General features: G+C 58.3%; 12 protein-coding genes. All 12 read left to right on the top strand.

What is annotated here, in order from left to right; all coding sequences use genetic code 11:
* Positions 1-335: 335 nt before the first annotated feature.
* The 12 genes from rfaH to ACIOVB_RS01150 all read left to right on the top strand — a co-directional run bounded on the left by rfaH (position 336) and on the right by ACIOVB_RS01150 (position 14499).
* Positions 336-869 (top strand): transcription/translation regulatory transformer protein RfaH, encoded by a 534-nt coding sequence (gene rfaH, locus ACIOVB_RS01205; protein ID WP_187679865.1) that lies wholly within the window; start codon positions 336-338, stop codon positions 867-869.
* A 39-nt stretch (positions 870-908) separates the two neighbouring features.
* Positions 909-2069, top strand: coding sequence for an outer membrane beta-barrel protein (locus ACIOVB_RS01200; protein ID WP_401264119.1), 1161 nt, complete (start codon positions 909-911; stop codon positions 2067-2069).
* 12 nt (positions 2070-2081) lie between these two features.
* The gene (locus tag ACIOVB_RS01195) at positions 2082-2615 is read left to right on the top strand and encodes a polysaccharide biosynthesis/export family protein (protein WP_401264117.1); all 534 of its coding nucleotides are present in this window, start codon (positions 2082-2084) and stop codon (positions 2613-2615) included.
* A gap of 2 nt (positions 2616-2617) precedes the next feature.
* On the top strand, positions 2618-4927 hold the full coding sequence (locus ACIOVB_RS01190; protein WP_401264116.1) for a GumC family protein: 2310 nt from the start codon (positions 2618-2620) through the stop codon (positions 4925-4927).
* 144 nt (positions 4928-5071) lie between these two features.
* Positions 5072-6463: an undecaprenyl-phosphate glucose phosphotransferase gene (locus ACIOVB_RS01185; RefSeq protein WP_401264114.1), complete on the top strand. Its 1392-nt coding sequence runs from the start codon at positions 5072-5074 to the stop codon at positions 6461-6463.
* A gap of 70 nt (positions 6464-6533) precedes the next feature.
* Positions 6534-7874: a UDP-glucose dehydrogenase family protein gene (locus tag ACIOVB_RS01180; RefSeq protein ID WP_401264113.1), complete on the top strand. Its 1341-nt coding sequence runs from the start codon at positions 6534-6536 to the stop codon at positions 7872-7874.
* A 13-nt stretch (positions 7875-7887) separates the two neighbouring features.
* Positions 7888-8592, top strand: coding sequence for a WecB/TagA/CpsF family glycosyltransferase (locus ACIOVB_RS01175; RefSeq protein ID WP_187679860.1), 705 nt, complete (start codon positions 7888-7890; stop codon positions 8590-8592).
* Positions 8593-8594: 2 nt separating this feature from the next.
* Positions 8595-9677 (top strand): glycosyltransferase, encoded by a 1083-nt coding sequence (locus ACIOVB_RS01170; protein ID WP_401264112.1) that lies wholly within the window; start codon positions 8595-8597, stop codon positions 9675-9677.
* Positions 9674-10786, top strand: coding sequence for a glycosyltransferase (locus ACIOVB_RS01165; RefSeq protein ID WP_401264111.1), 1113 nt, complete (start codon positions 9674-9676; stop codon positions 10784-10786). The genes ACIOVB_RS01170 and ACIOVB_RS01165 overlap by 4 nt, the downstream gene beginning before the upstream one ends.
* On the top strand, positions 10783-12096 hold the full coding sequence (locus ACIOVB_RS01160) for an O-antigen ligase (RefSeq protein ID WP_187679857.1): 1314 nt from the start codon (positions 10783-10785) through the stop codon (positions 12094-12096). The genes ACIOVB_RS01165 and ACIOVB_RS01160 overlap by 4 nt, the downstream gene beginning before the upstream one ends.
* A gap of 17 nt (positions 12097-12113) precedes the next feature.
* On the top strand, positions 12114-13067 hold the full coding sequence (locus tag ACIOVB_RS01155) for a glycosyltransferase family 2 protein (RefSeq protein ID WP_401264109.1): 954 nt from the start codon (positions 12114-12116) through the stop codon (positions 13065-13067).
* A gap of 13 nt (positions 13068-13080) precedes the next feature.
* Positions 13081-14499, top strand: a complete 1419-nt coding sequence (locus ACIOVB_RS01150) for an oligosaccharide flippase family protein (RefSeq protein ID WP_401264107.1) — start codon at positions 13081-13083, stop codon at positions 14497-14499.
* Positions 14500-14504 lie beyond the last annotated feature (5 nt).

Below are 14504 nucleotides of genomic sequence, written 5' to 3'. Positions count from 1 at the left end.
ACCAAGGTCTCGTCGAACAAGGCGCGAGCGCTAATTTACTCGACAGCTGACATTTTAGAGACAACTACTTAGCTACCTATCATAAACACTGCGATATGCAGACCGTGCGGTAGCTTTGTCTCTGGAAAAGTTAGACGGTTAATCGCTCCTAGTGCGCTGCACAATATAGCGTCACGCCCTGGCGTCACGCACCTTAATGAAACCTTATGTGATTCATTATTGAAACACCCTTGCGTTACATCATAATAAAAACACTCTTCTGCCAACGGTCTCTTCTTAGCCCACCATTGAGCTACTGCCTGCATAAACTTTCGATCATTACAGAGTTTACCAGCATGCCAGCAACCAGCTCAGATCGACCTAATTGGTACTTATTGCAATGCAAACCACGTCAGGATGAACGTGCCCACCTCAACCTCCTCCAACAGAATTATGTGGTCTACCACCCCCAGCTAGTCAGTGAACGCGTCATTCGCGGGAAACGACAGCGGGTGTTGGAATCCCTCTTCCCCGGATATTTGTTTATCCAACTCAGCCGCAACGACAATTGGGCGCCCTTGCGTTCCACTCGCGGTGTCAGTCGCATTGTCGAATTCAACCATGGTCCTGCGACGGTGGCAGAGCACGTCATCGAGCATTTGCGTGGGCGCTGTCTTGAATCAGAGTCGGACGCGGACGAAGCGCTCAAACCCGGCGAGCATTTACAGATCATCAGCGGCCCACTGTCGCCACTCGAGGGCGTGTTCGTTGCTGCGCACGGTACCGACCGGGTGATGATCCTTCTGCAGTTTCTCAACCGGGAACAATCTGTCTGCTTGCCACTCAGCGTTCTTGAACGTCAACAACCCAGCTATCAAACCTATAACTAGCTGCCTGCCTTTATATGCCTTTTCCTCAGGAGCTATAACATGGCCTTGATGTCACGTTGCCCTGTTGTACTGATGACGGCCTCTCTTTATTCTGGAATGGCCTGGAGTATTGAACCGCAAGCGATAAATGTTTACGGATTCGACTTTACTCCGTCTTTTTTGTTTTCAGAAAGTTATGACGACAACTTTCGCGAGTTGGAAAACAATACGCAGTCTTCCATGATCACCAAGTTGGCGCCCTCCTTCGAACTCAAAGCCGAAGATCGCAACAGCGCCACTCGGCTGATCTGGCAGCCCACTCGCTACATCTATCACGACGAAACGGATGCCTCGAACACGGCGCAACGTGTGCGTGCGGACAGCGTCATGGAGTTCACCGACCGGCATCGGCTGAAACTCGAAGCCGAATATCGGAAATGGGAGCGCACGGAATCGACGGCGGTCGAAGGCGTCAACGACAAGCTCAACAACAAAAAGGTCGGTGGCCTCTACACCTTCGGCGCGAAGAGCGCTGACAATCAACTCGAGTTCGGGGCCAATTACGCCGAACTGCGTTACGACAATGCCGATGGCATCAACGACGACAAAGAACGTAATACCACCGCACTCACCAGCACCTGGTACCACCGCATCGGCAGTAATACCCGAGGCCTGCTGGAATATGACCACACCAACTTTGATTACCAGCAAGCCAACAGTCCGCGCAGCAGTAAATCAGATGCCGTGCTGGCCGGTGCCGTATGGGATTTCACGGCTCGCACCACGGGCAAAGTCCGCCTCGGTTATGAGCGAAAGAACTTCGACAGCGACGAATCCAATGACCTCAACAACCCCACCTGGCAAGTGGATTTGCAATGGAAGCCGCGAACTTACTCGACGTTTACCTTTGTTGCTCGCCAGGCCCTCGCTGAAGGTGACGATGGCGCTGAAGCCGTGAAGTCGACGTTCACCCAGGTGGGTTGGCGTCATGGCTGGACGGAACGCATCACCACGGTGGCACAAGCCGGGGTCGGGCGTTATGTCTACGAAGGTCAAAACCGAACCGACAATCTTCAGGACTACAACCTGGCGGTGGTGTACGCGATGCGCCGATGGCTGGATATCGAACTCGGTTATCGCTTCCGCGACAACGATTCTGATGCCGACAATGAAAGCTTCAGCCGCAACGTGTTTCAGATCAGCTTCAACGTCAGCCTTTAAGAGGGTCTCGACATGAACACACACACCTTAGTCTTGTTGTTTGCGCTGGTTTTTGTCCCTTCTGCGTATGCAGCAGACCCCGGCACTCAATACAAACTGGCGGCTGGTGATGTCTTGCGCATCATCGTGTTCGGTGAGCCGGAGTTGAGCCTGAAAAAGATCCGTCTCAGCGACGCTGGCACCTTTTCCTACCCTTTTCTGGGCGAGATTTCCGCCAAAGGACTCACCCCCGGCCAAGTCGAAAAAATCATTGTGGACGGGCTTAAACAGGGTTACCTGATCGACCCGAAAGTCAGCCTGAGCCAGATCGAATACCGCTCGTTCTACATCAATGGCGAAGTGAAAAAACCCGGCAGCTATCCATTCGTACCCGGACTGACGCTAGAGAAAGCCATCGCATTGGGCGGTGGCTTGACCGAGCGGGCCTCAATCAAGCGCGTGACCATCTTGCGCGGTGACGGTGGTTCGACCCTCACCGATGACGTTACGCGAAACACCACGATTGCCCCCGGCGACACCATTTCCATTGCACAAGGCTTTTTCTAATCATGGACAACAGCCCTAGCACCTACGTCGAACGTCCTCTTCAAGCGCATCTGCATCAGCAGTACAGCGAAGACAAGGACACCATTGATCTTTTAAAGCTCTGGAGGGTGATCTGGCGTGCCAAATGGAGCATCGGATGGCTGGTTCTGGTGAGCGGTCTGCTGGCGGCCGTGGTGGTCTCGACCATCACCCCGCAATACATCGGCAGCACCACGTTGCTGTTCAACGATAAAACGCCTCCGCTGATGTCCTTCCAGCAAGTCAAGGATTCAGGCGGCAACGCCACGGATTACTTGCAGACCCAGCAAGCGCTCCTGCAATCGCGGGATCTTGCCGAACGCGCGGTGAAAAAACTCGGCCTGACGACTCACCCGGTCACCGACCCGCGCCAGCAACCGAAGCCTTGGTTCACACCGCGCCAATGGCTGACCAATCTTGACCTCGAGCAGTGGGTTCCGGGGCTGGGCATGTTGATGCCGCTCAAAGATGTGCTCACCGAAGAAGACGTCTTCAATCAGGTCACGCAGAACCTCATGCTGCACACCAGCGTCAAGTTCGTCGGCAAGAGCCAATTGCTCGAAATCGAGGTCGAGCTGCCCGACCCTGATCTGGCGGCCGCAGCAGCCAATGCGCTGGCCCAGGGTTTTACCGACAGCCAGCTCGACACCAGCGAGAAGTCGTCGCAAACCACCACGGCGTGGATGAACACAAGGCTGGTCAAGCTGCGTGACAACTTGCGTGCGGCCGAGAAAAAACTTCAGGGCTACCGCGAAGAGCAAGGCCTGGTCGACGTTGGCGGGGTTGCGACTATCAGCGCCAACGAACTGGAAATGACCGGTAATCGCATGGTTGACGCCCGTCGTAATCGCGCTGAAGCCGAGAGCGAGTACCGCCAGGCGAAGTCTCTGAGCAATGGCGATCTGAGTCGGCTCTCCAGCGTGCCTGCCGTCTTGAGCAACCCTTTGGTGCAGAAATTTCAGGCGGACCGCGCCTTGGCCCAGGCCAAGGTTGATGAACTGGCGGGACGCTATGGTCCAAAACACCCGAGCCTGGTGTCTGCGCAGTCCGAATTGCGCACCGCCACCACCAGCCTGCAATTGCAAGTCCAGCAAGTGGTGGCCGGTATTGAACGGCAATACCAGCTCGCGACGGCCAGTGAAGCCTCGCTGCGCCAATCCTTCAACAGCAACAAGGCGCAAATCCAGGACATCGCTCGCAAAGAGTTCCAGTTACGCGAGTTCCAACGTGAGGTCGACAGCTCCCGCGCGCTCTATGAAACGTTCGTCACTCGTTTGAAAGAGACCACGGCCACCGCCGACATGGACTCGACCAAAGTGCGCATTGTTGACCCGGCCATTGTTCCAGTTGAAGCGAGCAAGCCCCGTAAAAGTTTGATTGTCGGGATCGTCGGGTTGATCGCTGCGGTGATCGGCGTTGCTTTGGCGCTGCTCTTCGAGAGCCTGAGCAATACCTTCAAAACCGACGAATCGATCGAAAGCGCACTTAACATTCCGCTGCTCAGCGTCGTGCCGTTGGTAACGAAGAAAACTCGCCGGCAACTGGCGCGCTTGTTCGAAGACAACGACAACCCGCGTTTTTCCGAGACCATTCGCAATCTGCGCACCTGGCTGATGTTGCAAAGCAGCGAAATGCCCTCGCAGGTGGTACTGGTGACGTCGACCGTTGCCGGTGAGGGTAAAAGCACCATTGCCAACAACCTGGCCAGTTCACTGAGTTCGCTGGAGCGGGTGCTGTTGATCGATGCTGACATGCGTCAGCCAACCCTGGCGTTGAACTTCGACTTCCCACCGGACAGTCCGGGACTGGCGAACGTCATTGCAGGCACCGCCAGGCTCGAAGACTGCATCGTTTCGGTGGGCAACCTGGACATGCTGCCGGCCGGGAAGGTTCTGCCGCCTTCGCTGGATATGTTCGCCGCGCCGCGCCTGCCTTCCCCTGCCACTTCGCCGAACGCGTTGCAGCCGCCGCCACAGGATTTGCTCAGCTCGCCGCGCATGGCGCGCATGCTTGAGGTACTCAGATCGCGTTACCGCCACATCATCATCGACTCACCCCCTGCGGAGATGATCAGCGACGCGTTGTTGCTGGCCAAGCACTCGGATGCGGTGATCTATGTAGTCAAGGCCGACAGCACGCCCATCAGCCAAGTGCAAAGGGGCCTTGCCATGTTGCAACAGAGCCATGTGCCGGTATTTGGCACCGTGCTCAATCAGGTGGACCTGCGCAAGGCGCGCAAGTATGGCCACCACCACTCCCGGGCGTTCTATAACTACGACTTCGCGCCCAGGTAACGTCGGGCGAACAAGCCTGCCGTTGCCCCCGTTCTGCCATCACACAACCGCTTCACCTCTGCCGAACTACGGAACAGCCTTCAGGAGACACCTCGTGTCTGCCTGATTAGCGCTGATGGATGACTGTTGCCTGAGGTTAAGCCGATGACACCGCTCTATACCGCTCATATGACGCAACGCCGTGGCCTGACATTCTGGGGCCAGTGGCTGTGTGCGCTGTCGCTGGTGACTTCGCTGCTGATGCTGCTCGTGTATTGGCGCGTCGGCAGTCTGACCAGCGAATACCGCATCCTGATCATTCTGACGGTGCTCGGTTCAGTGCCGATTTACAGCCTGATGAGGGTCTACCACAAACGCCATGGCCTGCTGGTCGGGCTCGGCAGATTGCTCGCCGGCTGGTTGATCCTGCTGGCCGTGCTCGCGGCGATTGCCTTCATCACCCAGACCAGTGCGACGTTTTCGCGCCAGGTGATCATTGTCTGGGCGGTGCTGGGTTTCGTGGTGCAGGCGGCGAGTTTTCTGCCCCTTCATTATTTGGCCCGACTGCACTCGCGCAAGGTCTGTAACGAGCGTCGTTCAGTGATCATCGGCACCTGCCCGACGGCCCATGAGTTGGCGAAAAAACTCTCCAGGCCGAATCGCGCGCTGGTACTGGGTTTCATCGCCGCCGCCGATAACAGCGGCCCGGCCCCGAGCATTCTGCCGCTGCTCGGTCACGTTGACGCGATCCGCGAAATCATCACGCGCCTGGAAGTGCGCCGTGTCTACGTCGTGCTGACCATGGCGCATGCCGCCACCATCGAAGCGCTCTACATCGACCTGCTGGACATGAATGTCGACGTGGTGTGGATCCCGGATTTCGGCAGCATGGTGTTGCTCAACCATTCGATCTCGGAAATCGAGCGGATGCCGGCCATCTACCTCAATGAAAGCCTGATCAGCTCGCATCCGGCCAGCCTGTTTTGCAAGGACCTGTTCGAACGCAGCCTGGCCACCGTGGCGATTATTCTGCTCAGCCCCTTGCTGTTGGTGGCGGCGGCAGCGGTCAAACTGACCTCCGCAGGCCCGGTGCTGTTCAAGCAGAACCGCCACGGTTGCAACGGTGAAGTGATCAAGGTCTGGAAGTTTCGCTCGATGCGCGTCCACGACGACCACGAGGTGCGCCAAGCCACCCGTGACGATGATCGCATCACCCCGATCGGACGCTTGCTGCGCCGCAGTTCCATCGACGAATTGCCCCAGTTGTTCAATGTCCTGTCCGGGCAGATGGCCCTGGTCGGCCCGCGCCCGCATGCCGTCACTCACAACATTTATTACACCGGAAAAGTCCGCGCCTACATGGCCCGCCATCGACTCAAGCCGGGCATCACCGGGTTGGCCCAGATCACCGGGCATCGCGGCGAAACCGAGACGGTGGAAAAGATGCAGCTGCGCGTCGCCCAGGACCTCAACTACATCAACCAATGGTCGCTGTGGCTCGACATAAAAATCCTCATCAAGACGCCCTTCACGCTGTTTTCGAAAAACATCTACTGACCCCTGCCCCAGCTCTAAAGCCTCCCCCTTCCCTGCGTTGACAACCGTCACGACGACCTGAGGTTTGACCATGAATGTGAGCGTATTCGGTATTGGTTACGTGGGCCTTGTTCAAGGCGCCGCACTGGCCGAGGTTGGGCATAACGTGCTCTGCGTCGATGTCGACGCTGCCAGGGTCGAGGCGCTGAAGGAAGGCGCGCTGCCCATCTACGAGCCGGGTCTGAAAAACCTTGTGCGGGACAACTATCAAAGTGGCCGGCTGCGCTTCGGCACTGATCTGGCCGAGGCCGTTCACCATGGCGATGTGCTGTTGATTGCCGTCGGCACACCGCCAGACGAAGACGGTTCGGCAGACCTCAAATACGTGTTGAGCGTGGCGCAAACCATCGCGTTGAACATGGATCGGCACCACATCATCGTCAACAAATCCACGGTGCCGGTCGGCACTGGGGACCTGGTGCGTGAGCGTGTCGAGCAGGTACTGGCCGACAACAATCGCAGCGACCTGACGTTCGACGTGGTCTCCAATCCGGAATTTCTCAAGGAAGGCTGCGCGGTCGAAGACTGCATGCGGCCCGACCGGATCATCATCGGCACCGACAGCCCGCGTGCTGAAGAGGTCATGCGCGAGCTGTATGAACCGTTCAATCGCAGCCGCGAAAAAATCATTGTCATGGACGTTCGCAGCGCTGAACTGACCAAGTACGCCGCCAACTGCATGCTGGCGACGAAGATCAGCTTCATGAACGAAATGGCCTGCCTCGCCGAAAAACTCGGTGCCGACATCGAGAATGTCCGCCATGGCATCGGCTCCGACCCACGCATCGGTTATCAATTTATCTACCCCGGCCTCGGCTACGGCGGCTCGTGCTTTCCCAAAGACGTGAAAGCGCTGATACATGCCGCCACCAGCGTCGACATTGATGCTCGGGTACTCAAGGCCGTCGAGGCGCGCAACCAGGAACAGAAAACCAGCCTGTACAGCAAAGTGTTCAATCACTTTGACGGTCACCTTCGCGGCAAGACCTTTGCCCTTTGGGGGCTGAGTTTCAAACCCAACACCGACGACATGCGCGAAGCCCCCAGCCGGGTATTGATGGAGGCCTTGTGGCAGGCCGGCGCCAACGTTCAGGCGTTTGATCCCAAAGCCATGGAAGAAGCCCAGCGCATTTATGGCTCGCGCGATGACCTGACGTTGGCAGGCACCAAGGAAGCGGCACTGAAAAATGCCGACGCGCTGATCATCGTCACCGAGTGGCAATCGTTTCGGGCACCGGACTTCGACCTGCTCAGTCAGCGGCTCAAACAGCCGTTGATCTTCGACGGACGCAATCTGTTCGATCCACAGCGTTTGAGCAAACGCGGCTTCACCTACGTTTCCGTGGGGCGGCAGACCCCCTCAGTCATCTGAAAGGAGCCGCGCCATGTTCAAGCTGGAATTAGTCGGGCAGTACTCACCGAAATTACTGGAGGCCAACCAGGCCTACTCCTTCATCAACTTCGCCTCCATCGGCAGCGTGTTCGGGCAGACCCCAAGCACCATCAACTATTTTTGCGACGGCATGCTGATGTCGACCTTCATGTCTCGCGTAACCGGCAAGACGATCGGCCGGGTCAGCTTTGACTTCACCTCGATTGCCGATCTTGTACTCGGCAGCGCTGAGCAGCTGGGCAAGCGCGTGTATTTCGTCGGCGCTCGGCAAGTTGAACTGGATCTGTTCATCAGCAAGATCAAGAGCCTCTACCCGCAACTGGCCATCGCCGGTTACCACAACGGCTACTTTGATACCTCGCAGGCCGAGGCCATTCAGGCCGACATTTGCCACAGCGAAGCGGACATCCTGATCGTTGGCCTGGGCGCGGGACTGCAAGAACAGTTCGAACAGGATGCGTTGCGCGCAGGTTTTCGCGGTGTCGCCTTCACCTGCGGCGGGTTCATTCGCCAGGAAGCCCTGGCCACGCGGCAGTACTACCCGGCGATGATCAATCGCCTGCACCTGCGCGCGTTTTATCGAATGTATCGCGAGCCTCATACGATCAAACGCTACCTCATCGATTACCCCAGCAACTTTGTGCACCTGTTGACGATGCTCGCTCGGCACAAAGTCGCCATCAGCGTTGGGGAATGACTATGCACATCCTGTTCATTCTCAAAGATTTCAAGACCGGCGGCGGCGTCGAGCGGGTACAGCAACGGTTATCCGAGCAATTTCACAAGGATGGAAAGCGGGTGAGCTTTTTCGTCATGAACGGTGAAACGCCGGACACTGACGGCGATCAACGCCACAACAGCGGCGGTGGCAACGGCATCGTCGGGCTGCTCAAATCAATCGTCCTGTTGCGTCGGCTCATTCGTCGCGAGGGCGTCACTCACCTGATTTCCGCCAAGGAACAGGCCAACGTCTGCACCTGGTTCGCCACCTTGGGCAGTGCCTGCAAAGTCATCTATAGCCGGCACGTCACGCTCGATTGCACTGAGCAGAAAACCAGCCCTTCAAGCCTGCGCCTGCTCTATGCCTTGTACTTGTGTGGCAGCGGAAAAGTGGTGACGGTCTCCACGGCATTGCGCCAGTCTCTGGCCGACTTGCTGCCATGGGGTCAGCAGCGCGTTTGCTATTGCCCCAACGCGGTCATCACCGAGCAACTGTTTCAAGCCTCACGCGCGCCGCTGCCCGCCGGGCTACCAGACGACTACTGGTTGGGTCTGGGCCGGTTGACGGAACAGAAAGGTTTTCACCTGCTGCTCGATGCCTACGCCATGGCGCTGCACCGCCAGGCGCTACCCGATCTGGTGATCGCTGGCGACGGGCCGTTGCGCGGCGCACTGATCGCTCAGGCGCAGCGCCTGGGCATCGCCCACCGGGTGCACTTTACCGGTTTCCTGAGCAACCCCTATTCACTGCTCAGGCAAGCACGCCTGTTCATTCTGAGTTCCCTTCATGAAGGCATGCCGACCGTACTGATCGAGGCGTTGGCGCTGGGGACTCCCGTGCTGGCATGCGACTGCGAGACGGGGCCCAGAGAACTGCTGGACAACGGCCAGCTCGGCCAACTGGTCAAGGTCAACGACATCCCGGCATTGGCCGATGGAATGCTGCGAAGCCTGACATCAACCGATCACGTGGCTCCCAGCGAAAAAATGGTCACTGACGCCCTCCGCCAGTACACCAGCCAGCACGCGGCGCAGGCGTATTACCAGGTGTGGAACCAATGAAAAAATTGCTGATTATCCTGCATGACCTCAGCGCGGGCGGGGCTGAAAAAATGATGACGCGCCTGGCCGGAGCATTGGTCGACGCCGGCAATGACGTGACGCTGTTGATGCTCACCGGCGGAGGTATCAATGCAGCGCACCTCGACCCACGCGTCAAAAAGGTTGAACTGCGCAGCCCGCGCAGCTCTCGTGCGGTGCCGGCGCTCGCGCGATTTCTGCGTGCCAATCGCTTTGACGCGCAACTGGCGGCGCTCACGCACGTCAACGTCGTGGCGATCGCCGCTGCCATGCTGTCCGGCACGCTGGCGCGGCTGCACGTCAGCGAGCGCAATGCCTTTTCCCATGACAAACACGTTAACCCCGACTTCATGGTGCGGGCCGCCTATCTGGTGGCTCCCCTGCTCTATCGGCTTATTCCCAACCCGGTGATTTGCGTGTCGCGCGGTGTCGCCCAGGATCTGGTCGATACCACCATCGCGCGCCGCCAGGACGTGACCATTGCCGACAACCCGGTGCTCGACAACAACTTCCGCGAGAAGCCACCGGGCCTGCCAAATCACCGCTGGCTGCTGGAAAAGTCTGGCGCGGTGATTGTCGCCGTGGGTCGCCTGGCGTCGCAAAAAGGTTTCGACACCTTGATTAAAGCGTTCGCCGCGTTGCCGGATACCGACGTACGCCTGATCATTTTTGGTGAAGGCGCACTCAGACTTCGACTGCTTGAACTCGCACGCACGTTGGGCGTCGCCGATCGCGTCGACCTGCCGGGTTACACCAGTGATCCCCTGGCAGAAGTGGCGGCGGCCGATTGCTTTGTGCTGTCGTCGCGCTTCGAGGGCAGTCCCAATGCGCTGGTAGAAGCCTTGTCCACGGGCACGCCGGTGGTAGCGACCCGCTGCCCCCATGGCCCCCAGGATATTTTGATCGGCGGCCTGGTTGCACCGCTCGTCGCTGTCGACGACCCGCTCGAGCTGGCGCAGGCGATTGCCCTGCAACTCGCCACACCGCGGGATCTACAGCGCCATTCGCGCCTTGAAGCAGCCGCCCGTTTCATGAATGCCAGCGCAGTGCAGACTTACCTCGACGCGTTGCTCGGGAGCCCAACATCATGAGCACACTGGCGATCAGATACTCGACGTTACGCGACGGTTTCACCCTGTTCGGCGTGCTGTTTTACATCCAGGTGATCACGTTTGTCCTTGGGCTGGGCGGCGCATTCAGTTTCGGTGACGTCGATAAAGACCTCGAAGGCAGCGTCGCCAACCAGGTCTGCGGCCTCATCACGCTGCTGGTGCCGTTGTTCTTCTTCATCCGCAACAAGGTCTTCCTCAGCAAAACCTTTTACCGCAGTAACTTCTTTCTGCTGGTGTTCATGGCTTGTGTGATCGCCTCGATTGGCTGGTCCTACGACCCGATGCTGACGTTCAAGCGGGTTATCGCGATGCTCAGCGTGGTCTTTTTTGCCGGTTTCATTGCCTATAACTACCCCCTCGAAAAAATCACCTACATGCTCGGTTGTGCCATCGGCGTGGCGGCGTTGGTCGGTTTGATACTCGCCGTGGTCAGGCCTGACCTCGCATTCTTGTCCGGGGGTATTCGCGACGGCGCCTTCAAGGGGATTTTTGCCGAAAAGAACGCCGGTGCACGGCTCAATGCGATCGCCATCCTGCTGTTGCTGCCGATGATCCGCCAGGGCAACCGCTGGGCCCTCTTCTGCTCGTTTTCTTCGCTGATCGCGATCCTGCTCGCCCAATCGGCGACCGGCGTGGCACTGATAGTGTCTGGCACGGTGAGCTACTGGTACTTCCTCACTCTGATTCGCTTGCGTATCAATCGCTCGCAGTGGCTGTTCTTCGGTTGCACGCTGGTGTTTCTGCTGGTTTGTCTGTTGCTGTACAACCACCTTGCGTGGCTGCTGGAAATCGCCGGTCGCGATCCTTCTCTCACTGATCGCACGTTGATCTGGGAGCTGCTGGCGCCATTTATCGACCAGCAGTGGCTCAAGGGTTACGGCTTCGGCGCCTTCTGGGCCAGCCCCGACGCGGATGCGTTCATCACTCGCTGGGGCTACATCGGCAACGCCCACAGCGGCTACATGGAGACGCTGCTCAACGGTGGTTTTATCCAGTTGACTGCGCTGGTGCTGCTGCTGGGCGAAGCGTTGTTCAAACAATACCGCGCTGTGACGGCGAACCAGTCCGCACAGTTTCGTGCCAGCGCTTTGGTGATCATCGGCTTGTTCGCCGTCACCAATTATGTGGCCTACGTGATCCCCAACTACCGCTCCGCCGAGTTTTTGGTGTTCTGCACCCTGGCGCTGTCCTTCCGACATCACTGCGCGATATTCCCCGAGTTATCACCGGCCACCCTGCGTCAGCGTCCGTCTGGCAGGGCATTACCGCGTGATTCAGCCAAGGCGTAACAGAAGGAGAAACACCCGTGATAAACCAAGCCTCCCCTTCACCGCATACCGTGTGCGTCGTGATCCCGATGTACAACGGCGCCGACAGCATTGAGCAAACGCTGGTATCCCTGGCCGAGCAAACCCGACTGCCCGATCACGTCATCGTTATTGACGATGGTTCCACCGATGATGGACCACAACGGGTCAAAGACTTCGCGGCGCCGTTTCGCCTGACGCTGTTGCAGCAAGCCAACGAAGGTCAGGCCAGCGCCCGCAACCATGGGATTCGGCACTCTCAAGAGACGTTTGTGGCGATGCTCGATGCCGATGACCAATGGCGCCCGCAAAAGCTGGAGCTACAACTGGCGCTGTATGACGAACTCCTTCTTCAGGGACGGCCGGTGGGGCTGATCGACTGCTACTGCCAGGTCAACTACAGCGACGGCAGGCGGCAACTGGACAACATCCGCAAGAGCGGCATGCATTTCTACGATTTCATCCACGCCAACGTCCTCAATGGCGTATCTGCCGCGCTGGTCAAGCGCGACGTGATGATGCAACTCGGCTGCTTCGATGCCGGCCTGCGTTATTGCGAGGATCGCTTCATGTGGACCCGAATCGCTGAACACTGGGAGATCCACACGGTGCCGCAGGTGTTGCTGGAGCGCACGATCAACAGCGGCAACATGACCGCACAACCGAAAAAGCACTACCAGAACAAGATCAAGTTCATCGAAGTCTATCTCGCCCGCTATGGCGCGCAGCTCAGCCAGCAGCAACAGATCGATTTCGTGCTGGGCAACCACACCGACTTTCTCAATACCTTTTCCCGAGGCGGCTGGCATGGCGAGGTGATCGATGTGTACCAGCGAATGCTCAAGCATTCCTGGCAAACGCTGTTCTTCGACCACGGCAAACCAACCCTGCGTTACCTCTATGCCCGCGCCAGATCCTTGCGCAAGCCAACGGTATCAACCACCGCTCATTGAACCGGTATCCGCCATGGCCAATCGACGCCTCATTTCCCTGGGCTGGATCTTCACCGAAAAATTCGGCCTGATTTTCCTGTCGATGATTACCTTTGTCGTGTATGCCAGGCTGCTGTCGCCCGCCGAACTGGGGGTGGGCACGATCATCATTGCCATCGTCGAGTTGGTCGGTCTCATCTACTCCTCAGTGCTGGAAGATCCCCTGGTACGGCTTGAACGACTGGAAGATAAACACATCTCTACCGCGTTCTGGGCCTCGGTACTGGTCAGCCTGGTGTCCATCGTCGTCATCTCGGGCGCGGTGATGCTGTATACGCCCGACCCGATGCTGCAAGCGATGACGGCGGTGGCCTCGGTGAAAATCCTTTTCACCATGATGGCGCGTGTCTATGTGGCGCAAATGCGCCGCAGCGGCAACTTCAAGACGCTGGCGTCGCGCACGTTACTGGGCAAAGTGTTTGGTGGGGTCGGCGGCATCGCTGTCGCGCTTTGGGGATGGGGGGCCTGGGCGGTCATTGCCCAGGTGCTGATCATGGAGTTCGTGTCGATCATCGTATTGATGCGCTCAGACCCGCGGCGCATAGCCTTTTACATTGACGGTCCGTTCTTGCGGGAGCTGTTGAAGGCCGGCACACCGGTTGCCATCAACGCGCTGAGTACACAAACACTTCAGCGCGGGGTCAACGTGGTGCTGGGGATGACGGCCGGCGCGAACGCGGTCGGCATGTTCAACATGGCAATGCGCATCATCGATCTGCCTCGCACTGCGATTTATAACGGCCTGCTGAGCTATGCGCTGCCGGTGTTCGCCCGGCGCAGCGCAGAGCCATCGCGACTGCTCGGGATCATTGGCGACTCCACCGCCGTCAGCGGCTTTCTGTTGACGCCCCTGTTCATCGGGATCGCGCTCACGGCCAACGACCTCATCCTGTTGATATTCGGCGCCAAGTGGGCCGATGCCATTCCCTTGCTGCAAGTGCTGGCCTGCACGGCGGCAATTGGCAACACCGCCATGTACGCCACCACCGCACTGGTTGCGGTCAATCGTAGCCACCTGACGATCAAGGCTGAAGTGGTCACCACCGTGCTGGCGCTGGCGCTGGTCTACGGGTTCGGCAGCCTGTACGGCGGCATGGCCGCGGCCCTCGCGTTGCTGGCCAGGATGCTGTTGATCACACCGCTGCAAATCCGTGGACTCAACGAGGCCATTGGTTACGGCTGGGGTCGGTTCTTCGACTCCAATTACCGCAGCGTGATCGCCTCACTCGTCATGGCCACGACCGTCGTGTACGTGTCACCGCTGCAAGGTTTTCAAGGTTACCTGCACCTGATCTGCAACATCGTGGTTGGCGCGCTGAGCTATGCCGTGGCGTATAGCGTCATGCACCCGCGCTGGCCGCAAGAATTCAAATCGGTTTTCACCTCCCGCTGAATTCA

Source organism: Pseudomonas sp. NPDC087639 (assembly GCF_044743385.1).
Taxonomy (GTDB): Bacteria; Pseudomonadota; Gammaproteobacteria; order Pseudomonadales; family Pseudomonadaceae; genus Aquipseudomonas.
Note: the sequence above shows the minus strand (reverse complement) of the source record. Positions and strands in the feature narration are given on the sequence as shown.